General features: G+C 51.5%; 15 protein-coding genes. 5 read left to right on the forward strand and 10 right to left on the reverse strand.

The genetic code is table 11. The annotated features are described in order from the left end of the window. Nucleotides 1-7: 7 nt before the first annotated feature. From PsAD46_RS27325 to PsAD46_RS27335, 3 genes are read right to left on the reverse strand one after another with little or no spacing between them, the layout of a single operon-like run. The gene (locus PsAD46_RS27325) at nt 8-604 is read right to left on the reverse strand and encodes an arsenate reductase (azurin) small subunit (RefSeq protein ID WP_193757822.1); all 597 of its coding nucleotides are present in this window, start codon (nt 602-604) and stop codon (nt 8-10) included. Between the two features lie 12 nt (nt 605-616). Beyond that, nucleotides 617-1,759 carry a cytochrome c peroxidase gene (locus tag PsAD46_RS27330; RefSeq protein WP_063290485.1) on the reverse strand — a complete coding sequence of 381 codons (1,143 nt, stop codon included), beginning with the start codon at nt 1,757-1,759 and terminating at the stop codon, nt 617-619. Nucleotides 1,760-1,771: 12 nt separating this feature from the next. Next, nucleotides 1,772-2,845 carry a cytochrome c peroxidase gene (locus PsAD46_RS27335; protein ID WP_063290486.1) on the reverse strand — a complete coding sequence of 358 codons (1,074 nt, stop codon included), beginning with the start codon at nt 2,843-2,845 and terminating at the stop codon, nt 1,772-1,774. A 273-nt stretch (nt 2,846-3,118) separates the two neighbouring features. On the opposite strand from PsAD46_RS27335, the gene PsAD46_RS27340 reads away from it, so the two are divergent. Beyond that, complete coding sequence (locus tag PsAD46_RS27340; protein WP_208980871.1) at nt 3,119-3,886, forward strand: helix-turn-helix domain-containing protein; 768 nt, start codon at nt 3,119-3,121, stop codon at nt 3,884-3,886. A 54-nt stretch (nt 3,887-3,940) separates the two neighbouring features. Here the strand turns inward: PsAD46_RS27340 and PsAD46_RS27345 are convergent, their stop codons facing one another. The 3 genes from PsAD46_RS27345 to PsAD46_RS27355 form a co-directional block, all read right to left on the reverse strand. Continuing rightward, the gene (locus tag PsAD46_RS27345; RefSeq protein WP_063308340.1) at nt 3,941-4,798 is read right to left on the reverse strand and encodes an ABC transporter six-transmembrane domain-containing protein; all 858 of its coding nucleotides are present in this window, start codon (nt 4,796-4,798) and stop codon (nt 3,941-3,943) included. Nucleotides 4,799-4,879: 81 nt separating this feature from the next. Then, complete coding sequence (locus PsAD46_RS27350; RefSeq protein ID WP_063308341.1) at nt 4,880-6,028, reverse strand: DNA alkylation repair protein; 1,149 nt, start codon at nt 6,026-6,028, stop codon at nt 4,880-4,882. Further along, nucleotides 6,021-6,353: a hypothetical protein gene (locus tag PsAD46_RS27355; protein ID WP_063308342.1), complete on the reverse strand. Its 333-nt coding sequence runs from the start codon at nt 6,351-6,353 to the stop codon at nt 6,021-6,023. The genes PsAD46_RS27350 and PsAD46_RS27355 overlap by 8 nt, the downstream gene beginning before the upstream one ends. A gap of 69 nt (nt 6,354-6,422) precedes the next feature. Between PsAD46_RS27355 and PsAD46_RS27360 the strand changes: the two genes are divergently transcribed. The 3 genes from PsAD46_RS27360 to PsAD46_RS27370 all read left to right on the forward strand — a co-directional run bounded on the left by PsAD46_RS27360 (nt 6,423) and on the right by PsAD46_RS27370 (nt 10,714). Continuing rightward, on the forward strand, nt 6,423-7,181 hold the full coding sequence (locus PsAD46_RS27360) for a WYL domain-containing protein (RefSeq protein WP_063291462.1): 759 nt from the start codon (nt 6,423-6,425) through the stop codon (nt 7,179-7,181). 95 nt (nt 7,182-7,276) lie between these two features. Further along, a complete protein-coding gene (locus tag PsAD46_RS27365; RefSeq protein WP_063308343.1) occupies nt 7,277-9,499 on the forward strand; it encodes an esterase-like activity of phytase family protein in 2,223 nt (740 codons plus the stop codon). Nucleotides 9,500-9,724: 225 nt separating this feature from the next. Continuing rightward, a complete protein-coding gene (locus PsAD46_RS27370; RefSeq protein WP_208982072.1) occupies nt 9,725-10,714 on the forward strand; it encodes a hypothetical protein in 990 nt (329 codons plus the stop codon). Nucleotides 10,715-10,785: 71 nt separating this feature from the next. Here the strand turns inward: PsAD46_RS27370 and PsAD46_RS27375 are convergent, their stop codons facing one another. Next, on the reverse strand, nt 10,786-11,643 hold the full coding sequence (locus PsAD46_RS27375) for an alpha/beta hydrolase (RefSeq protein ID WP_063308344.1): 858 nt from the start codon (nt 11,641-11,643) through the stop codon (nt 10,786-10,788). Between the two features lie 33 nt (nt 11,644-11,676). Between PsAD46_RS27375 and PsAD46_RS27380 the strand changes: the two genes are divergently transcribed. After that, nucleotides 11,677-11,898: a winged helix-turn-helix transcriptional regulator gene (locus PsAD46_RS27380; protein ID WP_084404554.1), complete on the forward strand. Its 222-nt coding sequence runs from the start codon at nt 11,677-11,679 to the stop codon at nt 11,896-11,898. Here PsAD46_RS27380 and PsAD46_RS27385 read toward each other — a convergent pair. The 3 genes from PsAD46_RS27385 to PsAD46_RS27395 form a co-directional block, all read right to left on the reverse strand. After that, nucleotides 11,895-12,101 (reverse strand): hypothetical protein, encoded by a 207-nt coding sequence (locus PsAD46_RS27385; protein ID WP_152986835.1) that lies wholly within the window; start codon nt 12,099-12,101, stop codon nt 11,895-11,897. The genes PsAD46_RS27380 and PsAD46_RS27385 overlap by 4 nt on opposite strands. A gap of 154 nt (nt 12,102-12,255) precedes the next feature. Further along, nucleotides 12,256-14,409, reverse strand: a complete 2,154-nt coding sequence (locus PsAD46_RS27390; RefSeq protein ID WP_063308345.1) for a 3-hydroxyacyl-CoA dehydrogenase NAD-binding domain-containing protein — start codon at nt 14,407-14,409, stop codon at nt 12,256-12,258. A gap of 148 nt (nt 14,410-14,557) precedes the next feature. After that, nucleotides 14,558-14,944 carry a hypothetical protein gene (locus PsAD46_RS27395; RefSeq protein WP_063308346.1) on the reverse strand — a complete coding sequence of 129 codons (387 nt, stop codon included), beginning with the start codon at nt 14,942-14,944 and terminating at the stop codon, nt 14,558-14,560. Nucleotides 14,945-15,121: the final 177 nt, after the last annotated feature.

Below are 15,121 nucleotides of genomic sequence, written 5' to 3' on the forward strand. Positions count from 1 at the left end.
TTACTCCTCACCCTTTGAGATTGTCGTAGCGGCCATAGATCAGCCCGAACATACCAACAGCGTAAACATCGTCGCCGTCCAGCTCGAGAAGAACCTGAGGCAAGCTCTGGTAAGCCTGGCCGGAGATGAAGATACCATGACGGGTTAGGTCAAAGGTGGTCAGGTGCAGTGGGCATGGACCCAGAGCCTTATCACCTTTCTGATAGGTACCCTGCAGCGGACCACCCTGGTGAGTACAGGTATAGTTGAACGCTACAATGTCCTTGTCAGAGCCAATACCGCCACCAGCTTCCTTGCCCAACTTAACAATCATGGACTCGCAATAAGCGCCTTCGTCCGGATAGTTAAAGTCGAGCGGTTCGTCTTCTTTCAGCTCAGAAAGCTTACAAATGAACTTGCGCTCATAAGTGGAGACCATCGCAGGCACCTTCGCAGAGGAAGGACCAGACTTGAGAGCCACCATAACGGTGAAGGTAGAAATACCGGAAGTCAGCAGGAACTGACGGCGTGTCATTACACAACGCTTGCCAGTTTTTGCAATTTCCTCAGGGCCGTTCACGACCTCAATCATCTCAGGAGAGACGGACTTAGGTTGATGTGTCATCTCCATCTCCTCTTAATTCGTTACAGCCGGAAGCGGTTCATACTCAGGAAGATCAGGTGTTTCCATGAGAAGACGCTCGCCAGTGAAGCTTTCTACGAAGGCCACCAGATCAGCTTTCTCTTTGTCGGTCAGACCGAGAGGCTTAATCAGGTCGGTTTTCGTTGCAGCCCAGTCGTTAGTGCCACCACCCTGGTTGTAGAATTCTACGACGTCTTCCAGAGTTTCCAACATGCCGTTGTGCATGTAAGGAGCGGTGTACTTGGTGTAACGCAGAGAAGGCACACGGAACTTGCCGAGATCAGCATTCTGCTTGGTCACGAAGTAAAGGCCCGGATCGTCCTTCCACTTGCGGTATTTCTCTTCCGTGGAGCCTTTTGCAAAAAGCTCGAAGCGGAAGGTGATTTGCGCAAGCTCATCGTCTTCCCAACCGTCATAAGCTGGAACGCCGAGATTGTAGTACTTCTGGTTGGAGATCAGAGCACCATCATGACAGGTAGAACAACCAGCCTTACCGGTGAACAGTTCCATACCGCGCTTCTGCTGATCACTCAGAGCATCATCATCGCCGAGCATGTACAGATCAAACGGAGTATCACGCTGAACAATTGACCGCTCAAATGCAGCAATCGCCATATAAGCGTCACGCATCAGAGGGTATTCGGTACCGAACACATCGTTGAAGCGCTCACGATACTCAGGAATAAACGCAAGGCGCGCTTCCATCATGTCGTCTTCACCGTTACCGGCAACACCACCACGAGCAGCTGTACGAGCTTCTGCTTCCAAAGATTTGGAAACACCAGTCCAGAACAAGTTACCGTAGTATGCAGTGTTCACGATTGTTGGTGAGTTACGCCAGTGAACTGTACCCGGATAGCCCAGAGAGATCTTGTCAGGGAAATCCCAGCCAAGCTCTGGCAAGTGACATGCCGAACATGGCATCGCACCGTTACCGGACAGACGTGGATCGAAGAACAGGAGCTTGCCCAGCTCAACCTTTTCAGGTGTCATTGGGTTATCTGGTGGAGAAGGAGGCTCACCCAAAGGAGCCAGTTCTGCCGGGCGTTTTTCAGCCGCTTGAACACCAGCTGCAACTGCAACAATGGAAACACCAGCAAGTGCAATCACACTAATGGTTTTTTTGAATGTTGTCATTTTAGCAGCCCCCTAGTTCTTCTTGTTTTTCCAGTCTTCGATCAACTCGTAAGAGTAGTCGTCGGCTGTCCAAACATATTCAGGAGTATCGAAGCTGTCGCCAGACAAGGTCTTCAGGAACGCGACCAGATTGGCCTTTTCGCTGTTCTTCAGATTGAGAGGCTTCAGACGTGAGTCTTTGTTGACATCATCACCGCCACCTTGGTTGTAGAATTCTACAACGTCTTCAAGTGTCGCCAACATGCCGTTGTGCATGTAAGGCGCAGTGTATGTCAGCTCACGAAGAGTTGGGGTCAGGAAGGAACGCTTGTTCTCTTCTTTATGATCCCGGATGAATGCACCCTGGTCTTCACGCAGGTTCATGTAGTTGTTAACGCCCATGAACTTCGCGTAAGTCACATAGGTGATGTGACGCAGTGGATCAGACCAGATATCAGGGTTGTTAGGAACACCGATATTGTGTGGCTGATCATCTGTGAAGCGGTTGCCGGTGTGACAGGAAGAACACCCTGCTTTGCCCATGAAGAGTTCATAACCGCGTCGTTCAGAAACGGTCAGCTCACCACGGTCAAACGCGGAACCTTGAGATGTAATGGATTTAAGGAATGCTTCTAAAGCACCGCGAGCACCACCGTTAGATGGTTCACCCTTACCCGCAGCTTTAAACATTTCAACGTAAACAGGATCTTGCTTCATGCGTTCCTGCATGATGCGCATATCCATGTTCATGATGTAGGTCTCTGTGATCATACCACGAGAGACATCGTTCAGGTTTGTACCTAAACGGCCATCATGCATCCAGGCTGCCCGGTGTCCGACATTCGCCAGTGTTGGCGTATTACGGAAACCTTCTGTACCTGTATATGCAGTAGAAAGCTTTTCGCCGTCTGTGAACCCCTTAGCTGGATCATGACATGTTGAACAGCTAAGGTTGGTGTCACCAGACAAACGGCTATCATAAAATAAGCGTTTTCCCAGTTCTACAAGAGCAGGTTTCTGCTCTATCTTTGCAACAGGCCCTAAATCTGTTGCGAATGCCGCAGTGCTTGTCATCAAAGCAATCGACATACTGACGAGAAGGCGCATTGTTACCCCCAGTTTGGCTGGGATGATACTAACAAGATTCGTTGTCAGGCAGCATCGATCCCCGAATACGCAGTATTTCTGCATGGAGCTGAACTGTTTTCATTGATTGCAATCAGTAGTTGGATTTAGGAGTTCTAAAGAATGATATTTTTTCACTCTCATCCGGTAACAAAATGTTGAATAAAAGTAATCCTTAGAATATTGATTTATATCAATGTCCTTGACTACAGGGGACTTTACGCCAAATCACGTAATAAGCGGGGAGCTTAACGCATGTCGGGGACAACCCCTCCAAAGATAGCGTCATCACCTGACCATCTTTCGTTTGAATGTGTTCAGGAATCCTGCGGTTTTAAGGGCGAGGAATGCCTCTGTCGCCCGATGCATCATCATTTCGAAAAAGCAGAATTACGTGCCGCCAGAACCATCGAGCTGAACGAAGGTGATCAACTGGCGCCAGAAGACTTTCCGGAACCTGTTGTTTTCGCAGTTCTCAATGGTGTGATCGCCGTTGAGAGCCACTTAAGTGACGGACGCCGATCCCTACTCACGCTTCGCTTCCCGGGTGAGTATCTGGACATGAACCGTGCAGACCGTCACGCGTCTGGTGAAGTGGTCGCGCTTGCACCAACTTTAGTGAAGCTGGTTCCACGCAATGTCTTCGAAGAATTGCTGCTGCTGGATTCCAACCTGCGCCGCATCTACTGGCGCCGCGCGACGGACATCATGCACCAGCAGTTCGACCATTCCTCTGATCTGGGCAAAAAAACCCCAACAGAGCGCATGGCCTCCTTTATCTTTGAGCTACGCAACCGCATGAGCATTCCACGCTTTGTGGAAGAGTTCACTCTGCCAATCTCCAGGCAATCCATTGCTGACTATCTTGGCCTGCGCGCTGAGACTGTAAGCCGTGTTCTGAAGAGCTTGGAGAAGGAAGGCGCTGTAAAGCTCATCGGCAAGCACAAGATTGCCGTTCTGGACTTCAAAGGCCTGCGCAAAATAGCAAATGGCGCACGTCCGCGCCTGTCAAACCATCGTTGATCTGATCACACGATTGTAAGGGCTGGTCATCGCGCCAGCTCTTCTTGCCTCAGCTTACTCTTCTTCTACATTGTTTATTCGCGTAGTGATCTCATTCAGGCGTGTCAGGCTTTGCATCGTCATAGGCAGCATAATAGCCGCCTCCACGAACTCCCACGAGTAAGCCACGATAGAAAAGATCATGCCTGTACTCATGTCGGGTAGCCCAGCCGCTAGGATCAGATTGCTCACAATAAACGCAATCTGAAACAGGAAAATCACGCCATAAACAATGGCTTCCGTGTCAGAAAGACGAACTTCATGCATCCTTAGCGCACGCAGATGTCTCCAGACACCACGCCGACTCCCTCTCTCAAGCACATGCACCTGGTTCTCTGTCTCTGCATTCAGGGCGGAATTGAGTAAATAAAACCGGCTGTTAAACGCCGAGTAAGTAAGCAGCATCAGAACGACGACAGTAAACGCCGACGCTGACAGCCACAAATGGAAGCCAGCAAGCACCACCAGAGCGACAATAATCTGGATAACAGCTGAAAGTACTTCAGGTACTTCCCCTTCCAGATAGTCCACCAGCTCTCTGCTCATGTTCAGACGCGCTGCTCGTTTCGAAACCGGCTTATTCTGATGCCTCTGATCCAGTTCCGCCCCTAAATGGAGCCGGATTGTGCCATAGGCGCGGGTATCATAAATCCGGCGTGCAACCGCGATCACCGTCAGCCCAACAAGAACACCGCCCATTATAATGACATTGTCGAACACCCCTTGAAGCAGGTCATCAATGGCAAATCCGATGAGCAACGGGATCAGTGCCATCAAAAAATTCTCTGCAAGAACACCTGCCCATGTAAGACAAATCCGATAAGGAAATGTCTTCACAAGGGTAGAAAGTCCAAGATGTCCTTCTAAACGCATGATGCCCTCAACACACAAACAATAGATTGTCATTTTAGATAATCTATTGTCGCACGGTGTCAAGGCCTGCTCATTCGGCAGTTAAGCAACCACCTCTTCAACACCAACCAATTCAAAGGACCCAATCGGCGTCTCAACTCCGTTCAGCAACACTGCCAGCCGATGTTCTCCCTCGTAATACCGACGTGTTGTGATTGGCCGAATACTGTGTTTGCCTGAAACACGCAGCGTCTGCCCAGCGCTCAACTCGCCTCTCCGCCACTTGAACACCTTTGGGGCCTGTGTCCCGTTCGCTTTGCGATGGTAGATGACAAAGTCCAGCATAAATGGAACTGCCTTCTCAGAGGCATTGCTTATCTCCGCAGAAAAGGTCAGTCCTGACCCATAGACCACCCGATCAGTATCCAACGCACTGCGCACCACACGCGTATGTTCTGCATCATATCCAAGCACGGCGAGGCTCGGCAGATGGGCCGCCTTCACATTGCTCCGCAACGCATGCCGCACCAACCGCAATCTACGCTCGGTTGGTTGCTCGAGCCAGCGCCCACAAACCCCCGCAGTTAAATCAGGGTGATCCTTGGAAATATCATTCAGATGATTGGCAACAGACCGGCGCACATACTCCGTCTCATCATCTTTAAGCTTCTCCAACAATGGCAGGCACTTATCTGGGGCTTCAATAAAGCCCTTCAATCGCTGTCCCCATGGCAACCTTGGCCGTGTTCCCTCAGAAACAAGCCGCCGCACATGCGCACATTCATCCTCAGCCCACTCAGCAAGAAGCGTCATTGCCTCCTCTTCATAGCGTTCAATAAACGGACGAATAGCAAACTCAGCTGAAAAGCGACGCGTCATCTCTTTCATAGCAGCCATGGAAAGCTCAAACTTCTCCAGGCCATAAAGCAGCACGTAATCAGAGAACGCCATTGTTATGAAGCCAGAAAGCCCGCTTCCATCATTCTCCCAGACTGGCTCATCCTCCATAGCCAACGGAGCCGAGAGCGTCGCCATCATAATCCGCAGCGCTTCGCTATAATCCTCAGGGAGATAACGGCGCAAGCAACGCGCCAGATGGAGCGAACGCTCTTTCAGCTCCAGCTCACTCAAACCATCTAGAGCTTCAGTTGTGAAACCAGAAGCAAGAAATGAGGGATGAACCCCTGCCAAAGCAGAGGCCATCCGTTCAATAGATGCTTGATTGAAAACCTCTTTAAAAGGCTCAGCCATATGTACCCACCACACTAAAGAATTCCATTGCACCAGCTTTACGCGGCTGATGCTCACGGCTCATATCAATCAAAGAAAAATACGCCTGCCCGGCTTCATGTTGACCAGCGGCGGCAAAAGCCTTCTCACTTGCACTGCTATCCGCCCAAACAACAATATCAGCATAAGCACCATCTTCATGCTTCACCAATGAACGGCGAACAAACCCTTTATGCTCATTCAAAAACTCCGCCTGGAACTGCTCAGAAGCAGCAACAAGATCACTTTCACTCTTGCCCTCAGCAAGATGAAAGGGTGCAAACTCAATCACTTGGTTGGTCATCATTATTTTCCTTCAATATTCGGATGACCTGTTTGTATGGACATATATGTCATTTAATGACACATTTCTTTGATGAGCAATGAAACAAGCCGAGCAACCAGAGCGACAGCCCTAAAACGCCTTGATAGGCTTGAGCAGATAGAAGCACTGCTCAAATCTGGTGAGTGTCCCACAACGCATGATCTGGCAAATGAGCTCGGCATTTCCCAAAGAACTTTGTTCCGGGATCTGGAACTGCTCCGCGAGCGTGGCTTGCCCATTGAGGCAGATAAAGGTCGCGGAGGCGGCATCCGCCTTCAATCCCGCTGGGGTGTTGGCCGCCTCAAACTGGAATACAAGGAAGCGATCGACCTCCTCATCAGCCTCGCCATCGCAGAAAACATGCGCTCCCCTCTGCTGCTGGCTAACCTCAAACCGATCCGCCGCAAGTTGATTGCGTCCTTCTCTCCAGAGCTCCGCTCCCGTGTCGACACATTGAAGTCCCGCATCTGGATTGGCGAAACGGCTTCTCTTCATGTCTATGGATCTTTTGAAGAATTTGACAGCGAAGCAATAAGCCCTGTCAACGAAGCCTTCTTGATGAGCAAGTGCATCCATATCCAATACAGCGATCAGAACGGCAACCTTTCTCACCGAACCATCGAGCCACACTACCTTTTTCTGAGTTACCCGGTTTGGTACATTATGGCTTGGGATCACCTTCGCAGCGCCGTCCGCACCTTCCGTCTCGACCGCATAAAATCCGCCCAGATGCACGACAAAGGCTTCGCCCTAAAGCCCAAAAAGCCCTTCATAGACGCCATCGACGGCATCGAACCCGCAACGCCTTAGTCATCAAAGCTTCAACAAACATTCATAGGCCTGCCATGCGGTGCCCCTAACCAGAAAGCACTTAACCGCAAAACTATTCTGACAGGGGATTTTTCATGCGCGTTCTTCGCACTTCACTCTTGGGCGGCATTTCCGTTGCTATGTTGGCAGCTGGTTTTTCTACTGCAAATGCATCTGAAGCAAAGTTCTTTAAACGCATCGCGACCATGCCGGTTTACGAAACACTGGCGGAAGGCGTAGACCGCAAATCCGAAACCGTCGCAGAAATCATTGCTGCATCTGAAGACGGAAAAACCCTTGCTTTCACCGATGGCCCTCAGGAAGCAATCGTCTTCCTTGATGCAACCAACCCAACACAGCCAAAGCCAGCAGGGCGCACAGCTCTGGGCGGTGAGCCAACTTCTGTTGCAATCTCAGGCAATTACACATTCGCAGGCGTCAACACTTCTGAGAGTTACATCGCACCTTCTGGCTATGTGGCCGTTATCAACACCACAACAAAACAGATTGTTGCGAAGTGTGATGTCAAAGGTCAACCAGACTCCGTTGCAGTGTCCAAGGACGGCAAGTTCCTTGCGATCGCCATTGAAAATGAGCGCGACGAAGAGCTGAACGATGGTGCTCTGCCGCAGATGCCTGCAGGTTTCCTCACCATCTTCGATCTGGACCAAAACGGCATGCCGAAAAACTGCGATGCCGTGCGTATCGTGGAAATGACAGGCCTTGCAGCTGAAAGCGGAGATGATCCGGAACCAGAGTTTGTTTCCATCAACGGCAACAACCAAGCCGTTGTTACCCTTCAGGAAAACAACCACCTCGCAATCGTTGACCTCGCTTCCGGCAAGATCACCAATCACTTCTCTGCTGGTACCGCGACAGCACAAAACGTACCGGTCAAGAAAGCTCGCGCCTCTGATGCGTCTGGATCAAAGGTAGATATTCCCCGTGAACCGGATGCTGTGGCCTGGATTGATAATAATCGCTTTGTGACGGCAAATGAGGGGGATTACAAAGGCGGGTCTCGTGGGTTCACCATCTGGAACAAAGACGGCACCATCGAGTTTGACAGTGGCAACCAGATGGAACATCTGGGCATGTCACACGGGCATTACCCGGCCAAGCGTGCGCACAAGAAGGGCACTGAGCCAGAGGGTGTAACCGTTGGTAAGTTCGGCGGCGAGACCTTGATTTTCGTGAACTCCGAACGCGGAAACTTCGTAGCAGTGTACCGCGACACCGGCACCGAACCTGAGTTCGTTCAGTTCCTGCCAACGCACATCGGCCCGGAAGGCCTGCTGGCGATCCCATCCCGCAATCTCTTCGTTGTTGCCAACGAGAAGGATAACGTGAAGGACAAAGTCCGCGCCCATGTCGGTCTTTATGAGTTTGGCGCGACCTCTGCTGAGTACCCGCAGCTGGTCTCCAACATCGACCCGGAAACCAACGCACCAATCGGCTGGGGCGCGATCTCCGGCATGGTCGCAGACAAAACCGATGCCAACAAACTCTATGCCGTCTCAGACAGCTTCTACGACAACGCCCGCATCTTCACGCTGGATGTTTCCAAACAGCCCGTTGAAATCACAGGCCACATGGATCTGACCGGCGGCACCGCCAAGAAGTACGACCTCGAAGGCATTGCCCTGCGCAAAGACGGCGGCTTCTGGCTGGCATCAGAAGGCAACGCGAAGAAGGAAATGGAGCACTTCCTGCTTCAAGCCTCTGCGCATGGCATCATCGAAAAAGAGATCAAACTACCAGAGAGCCTCATCGCACAGGCAAAACGCTTCTCTCTGGAAGGCGTAACTGAGTTTGAGATGAACGGCAAAACTCTCGTGGCCGTTGCTGTACAGCGTGAGTGGAACGACGATCCAAAGGGCATGACCAAGATCGGCATCTACAACCCTGCTGATGAGAGCTGGGGCTTTGTGCACTACCCGCTGGATGCACCACGTAGCGCAGCCGGTGGCTGGGTCGGTCTTTCCGAAATCACATCTCTTGGCAACGGCAAGTTCGCAGTCGTAGAGCGTGACAACAAAGGCGGCAAGGAAGCAGCCATCAAGCAGGTTACTGTGATCTCTCTGGAAGGTGTCACCCCTGCCCCGCATGGCGTTGAGCTGCCAGTGCTGACCAAGAAGGTTACTCTCGATCTTCTCCCAGCCATGTCCGCAACCAACGGCTGGACACCGGACAAGGTTGAAGGTCTGGCAATCACCAAAGATGGTCGCATCCTCATCTCCACCGACAATGATGGCGTGGACGATGCAAACGGCGAAACCCTCTTCTTCTCCATGGGTGATGCAACTCAGCTGAACTAGCCGATTGAAATTTAAGAGACAACAAAGCCCGGTCGAGCAATCTGCCGGGCTTTGTGCTGTCTCAAGGCAACAACGCAAAGCCGACGAACCTACTCAGAGCCAGTAGATATTACTACCTACAAACAATCTATGCGTGCTGTATCAAACAATACAGCCATCAACCAAACTAAATCACAACAATACAACCACCAATTACTATTGATTCTCAATAAACACGGTGGCCTCATGCCCATATCTAATGTAAATACAACACAAACAACTGTTCAAATTGAAAACAACGCAAGCCTCGCGCAAGTTAATACTAAAAGCACACAATCCTCAAGCTTGAATGATTCCGCCTTAGAGGCAGAACCGGAACACAAAACAGGCTTCTACTACGCACCCTTCGCATCTGAGGATGTCTTACTTTTCGCAGCAGGCACCAATCAAGCCCGCAACACGGCTGGTAAGGAACCACGCCATATTATCGTGGCAAATGATGCTGCTAAAACCAAACTGGAAACGCTCAAGCAGCAGCTGGTAGAAAAGAACCAGGCTCAGGCCAGTGACATTCGCGAAAAGGCAAATGCAGTCATCTCGGAGCTGAACCTTGAGGGATTTGAGCTTCTGGATTTTGTATCATCAGATGCCTACACAGACATGCTGAAGCTGGCACAAAACTATTCCTTTGAAGCAGATGTTCTGCAGCAGGCAAACATTATCAGCAATGAGAAAACCGGCATTCTGGGCACGCTGAAAAACGGTGAGAACAAAATCTACGTACTCGGCCACGGCGCTAACGGCTCTAACGAAATCTCCAGCAAACGAAGCGCCAGTGAGGAAGGCTATGAAACAGTTTCCTCAAAAGGGCTGGCTGAGCAACTCTCAAAAGGCGGTCTGGATAAATCTTTCATCGATATACGCGTCGAAAGCTGTTACAGCGCAGATGCAACCGCACCAGAGTCATTTGACCCGGAAGAACTGAAACTTTCCTCCGAACCTGGCTTCATAGATGCACCAGAGGATCCAGAACTCGACGGGACCAAAGTTTTCCCTTTTGCGCAGTCCTTAGCGAATGAACTCAAGAGTGCTGGCTTTGAAAGCCCGGAAGTTGCCGGTTATCACGGCGCGGGAAAAGCCTACTCAGAAGATGCCCATAGATACCAGACACTCCACACAGACGATGCACCAGTGGCCAGAAGCTCTGATGTGCGGCAGATATTTATTCCGGTCTGAACCTACAGCTTTACAGAAGCGATCAGCCTAAGTGCATAAAGCCCAGCAGAACTCTTGGCCGGGCTTATTGCTTAGCCTTTACATTTTACCAGCCTGCTCAGGATAGCATCAGCTTGAGTCCAGAGGATCGCACTCCCCTCCGCTGCAATCTGATGGAGCTCAGAGCAGCTCAGACGCGTGGCAAGGGTGCTGCCAAAATCAGGCGAATGCACCGGGCTCGTATCCTTGAGGCCATACCATAACTGCACGTCCTGCTTGATGTTCTCAACGCTGAACGACCAGCGCCCCATCGCAAGTCGCGTATCACGGGCATAGCCGGCCGCTCCCTGAGCGAAGCCCGAGGCCAGCGCATCACGATAAAGAGGAGCAAACGATGCTGAGGCATAAAACGCGCGGTCCTCTTCCCCGCTCATCCCCTCAATCATCTGCCACAACCATTCTGCTGTCGCCATGCCTGCAATGTCAGCCTCAAGACGGTCCGGATCATCGCAAGCCAAAGAAACCATACCCTTCAACTCATCAGGAAGCTTGGCAAACATACCGGGGAAAGCCAGCTCATCCTGACCGGACACAACCGCAACCCCATCAACAAGACCAGAAGCTGCCAGTGCCAATGCAAAAGGCGCCCCCTGCGAAAAGCCAATCGCAAACGCCTGATCGGCCTTCACAAAATCAAGCAGTTCTTTGATATCCTCTGCCCAGCTTTCAAAGTTTTTCTCAGGATCTGCACCGGACTTACCCAATCCCGGACGATCAACCGAGAGAACACGCAGACCCAGATCCTTTGCGATTTGCTCTCCAAACGAAATGGCAGAGGCCATTCCTGCACCCTGACACAAAATCACAGGCCGCCCATCAGCATCACCCCATTCACTCCATGCAAGGGCGCGGTCACCGGGTAGATTTATTGTTCCTTCTTGCAGCTTCACAAACGTATTCCTCAATGCAAATTCAAAAACTAAATCAACGAGCTAAAACGCAAACTGCCCGGTGTTTCTCAACGCTTATTGACAGCACAACTCCGCTCTCTGGAAGAGGATGGAATTGTCGACCGTAAAGTTATGGAAGTTGTACCGCCGCATGTGGAATACTTCCTTTCAGAAAAGGGCAGATCCCTACAGCCGGTCCTTCAGGCAATGGAAACCTGGGGCGAGAACGAGGTCAAAAACTTCCCGATCTCTTAATCCTTGCGCTCATAGTGATAAGTGATCTTGGGCTTGTTCTTGCCGAACAGGATCTTCAGGATCACAATGGGGATAGTGATGGCAATAACGGCCAGCATCAGGCCGGAGGCAAATCCGATAATGAGGAGGATAAATGCCAGTAAAGCCATCGCGAACAAAATCGCAATCACCCGCCCGGTTATATATTCCAGAAAATTCAGCATCACCATCTCCAACGGGCATATCTTCCAAAACCGGCGCCGGTTTTCGGTTCAGGATACGCAAATAAACATCCAAAACAGCACCGTTGCTATGTGCGCTGTTTTAGAGCTACCCAAAGGGTACACCACTAGAAGATGGCGATGCAACTGAAGAGAATCAAGCGTTCTCGTGCTTTTTCGCTGCCGGGTTATTCCCCCGCTCAGCATTCAGGTCAGCAAATGTTTTGCCAGAGGCAACCAGCTCCTCAAGCAGCTTCGCAGGCTGCCAGAAGTAAGCATCTTCCTGCGCATACACCTTGATATTATTGAGGATTTCCTCAAGCCCAATCTCATCCGCATACTGCATCGGGCCACCACGCCAACGCGGGAGGCCATAGCCGTAGATCAGCGTCATATCCACGTCCAGCGGCCGCAAGGCAATGCCTTCCTCAACCACCTTTGCAGCCTCATTCACCATGGCTGCCATGTACCGATCAAGGATCTGCTCTTTTGAAAGGTTTTGTGCGTTGATATGTTTTTCTTTGCGTTCCTCTGTCAAAATCTCGAGAACAGCAGGGTTTGGCGTGCCTTTCCGCGCACCTTCCTCATAAACGTAATAGCCCTTGCTGGTTTTCTGCCCAAACCAGCCTTGCTCACACATGCGGTCTGCAAATGTGAAATAGCGTTCACGTGGATCACGGGTTGGTGCTTTCCGCTTACGGGTTGCCCAGCCGATATCCAGACCTGCCAAATCAGCGACTGCATATGGCCCCATCGGGAAGCCGAACTCCAGCATCACCTCGTCCACCTCAAACGGCGATGATCCATCCACCACAACTGCATCAGCAGCTGCACGATAAGTCGCCAGAATGCGGTTGCCGATGAAGCCATCACAAACACCAGCCCGAACAGCAACCTTGCGCATGATCTTGCCAAGCTGGAAACCAGTCGCAATCACATCTGGAGCAGTCTTGTCCGCAACCACCACTTCCAGTAGTTTCATGATGTGCGCTGGAGAGAAGAAATGCAGCCCAATCACATCCTGCGGGCGCTTGGTAACAGCGGCAATAGCATTCACATCCAGATAAGAGGTATTGGTCGCCAGAACAGCACCGTCCTTACAAACCTCGTCTAGTTTCTGGAACACCTGCTTCTTCACAGTGATGTCTTCAAACACTGCCTCAACAACCAGATCCACGTCAGAGAGCGAGGCATAGTCCGTGCTCAAAGACAAGGCTTCAGCAAAGATCCGCTGTTCCTGCTCTGCTGAAAGCTTGCCCTTCTTAACGGCACCACCAGTATTCTTGGCAATCGTCGCTTTCGCGCGGCCTAGAGCCTCATCATCCCGCTCAATCAAGGTAACAGAAAGCCCGTTCATCAGCGCACTGGTCGCTATGCCAGCGCCCATAGTACCACCGCCGATCACGCCGATAGATTTCAACTCGCGTGGAGCAATGCCTTCAATTTCAGGAAGCTTGCCAAGAGCCCGATCCGCAAAGAACGCATGTGATAAAGCGCGGTGTTGAGCCGAGTTCTTCAGCTCCATAAACATCTCACGCTCTTTCGCCATGCCATCTGCAAAGCTGGTTTGACTGGCAACTTCAATGGCTTCAACGCATACCACTGGCGACCTCTGACCACGTGCCCGCTTGGCAACCGCAGCCTTGGCATCCTCAAACACTTTCGGCTCAACAGCCGCAGCAACCAACTCAGAGCAACGGCACAGCGGCGTTCCGTTGTCGATCACAGACCGCGCGAACGCGAGGCCTGCTGCAACCGCATCAGCCTTTTCGCTCACCTCATCCAGAATGCCAGCTGCTTTGGCAGCATCAGCACCAAGCTGCGCACCGCTCGGGATCATCTCCAGCGCTTTCTCGTAGCCCGCCAAACGCGGCAAGCGCTGCGTGCCGCCAGCGCCCGGAATGATACCCAGATGCACTTCCGGCAAACCAACCTTGGCGCCCTTTACCCCAACGCGGAAATGACAACCCAGCGCAACCTCAAGCCCGCCGCCCAGCGCAACACCATGAATGGCCGCAATCACAGGCTTGGAGCAGACCTCAATGCCATCAATCACATCAGGCAGATGCGGCTCAGTGGCAGGACGCTTAAATTCGCGAATGTCCGCCCCCGCGATGAACACCTTGCCAGCGCCAACAATCACTACAGCCTTCGCCGCATCGTCTTCTTCAAACTGCTTGATACGCTTAACCAGATCCTGCCGGATCGCCAGAGACAACGCATTCACCGGCGCATTGCTCACGGTCATAACCGCAACATCACCGCGCAATTCATAGGAAACCTGACCTGATGACTTAAATGAAGAAGACACTCGAAACTCCCTGAGGCAAAGCGCACTCCCGCGCCGCACTATCACTCGCAATTCCACGTAGTTTAGCAGGGCACGGCAGGAATTCCAGTTGTAAAATGCAATTCTAATATACGGAATTGTAAGAAAGAGGCTTGGTTACACTCATCATCTACGACGGCTCGTCCAACCCATTTGGCAAGGAGATCCAAAGCACAGTCTGAGCCTCAGGTGAATGCCGCGAAAGGTGCCCCTTGCCATGCGCGTCCTCAATAAGCACGAACTCCCCAGCGCCGACTGTTCGAACTTCCCCGTCACTGGTTTCATACTCAACAGAACCATCAAGCCTCACAGTCAAAACCCGATCAGGTACATTATGCCATTCCACCTGCCTCATACCTGCTGGAATGTGAGAGAAACGGACGCGCGAAGCCGGATAACTGGCGCTTACATCAAACGGAGTTGCTTCGGGATGCACCGACACTTTCTGCGTCGGTATCTCAACCTCACCAAAATGCGACTCCCCATCCGGCGTTGCGTAAATCCGTAGACACTTCACAGCAGCAGCCCCTTCAATCTAACCAAGACATCGCAAAATCTACCTACCATGCCGCAACCAGAAGACGAAACAACCACCTTGGTTGCAGCTGCACTTCCCAACTCAGCACAACACCCAAAACAAAAAACCCGGCGCCTTACGACACCGGGTTTCTCGTTTAGTCTTGGAAGCGCATCA

It is taken from the genome of Pseudovibrio sp. Ad46, from assembly GCF_001623065.1.
Taxonomy (GTDB): domain Bacteria; phylum Pseudomonadota; class Alphaproteobacteria; order Rhizobiales; family Stappiaceae; genus Pseudovibrio.

Bases quoted from the DNA above. Each gene is read 5' to 3' on its own strand.
- PsAD46_RS27330 (WP_063290485.1), bottom strand. From the start codon at position 1,759: ATGACAACATTCAAAAAAACCATTAGTGTGATTGCACTTGCTGGTGTT.
- PsAD46_RS27335 (WP_063290486.1), bottom strand. From the start codon at position 2,845: ATGCGCCTTCTCGTCAGTATGTCGATTGCTTTGATGACAAGCACTGCG.
- PsAD46_RS27355 (WP_063308342.1), bottom strand. From the start codon at position 6,353: ATGATGACCAACCAAGTGATTGAGTTTGCACCCTTTCATCTTGCTGAG.
- PsAD46_RS27385 (WP_152986835.1), bottom strand. From the start codon at position 12,101: ATGCTGAATTTTCTGGAATATATAACCGGGCGGGTGATTGCGATTTTG.
- PsAD46_RS27360 (WP_063291462.1), top strand. From the start codon at position 6,423: ATGAGCAATGAAACAAGCCGAGCAACCAGAGCGACAGCCCTAAAACGC.
- PsAD46_RS27350 (WP_063308341.1), bottom strand. From the start codon at position 6,028: ATGGCTGAGCCTTTTAAAGAGGTTTTCAATCAAGCATCTATTGAACGG.
- PsAD46_RS27370 (WP_208982072.1), top strand. From the start codon at position 9,725: ATGCCCATATCTAATGTAAATACAACACAAACAACTGTTCAAATTGAA.
- PsAD46_RS27365 (WP_063308343.1), top strand. From the start codon at position 7,277: ATGCGCGTTCTTCGCACTTCACTCTTGGGCGGCATTTCCGTTGCTATG.
- PsAD46_RS27340 (WP_208980871.1), top strand. From the start codon at position 3,119: ATGTCGGGGACAACCCCTCCAAAGATAGCGTCATCACCTGACCATCTT.
- PsAD46_RS27325 (WP_193757822.1), bottom strand. From the start codon at position 604: ATGACACATCAACCTAAGTCCGTCTCTCCTGAGATGATTGAGGTCGTG.
- PsAD46_RS27345 (WP_063308340.1), bottom strand. From the start codon at position 4,798: ATGCGTTTAGAAGGACATCTTGGACTTTCTACCCTTGTGAAGACATTT.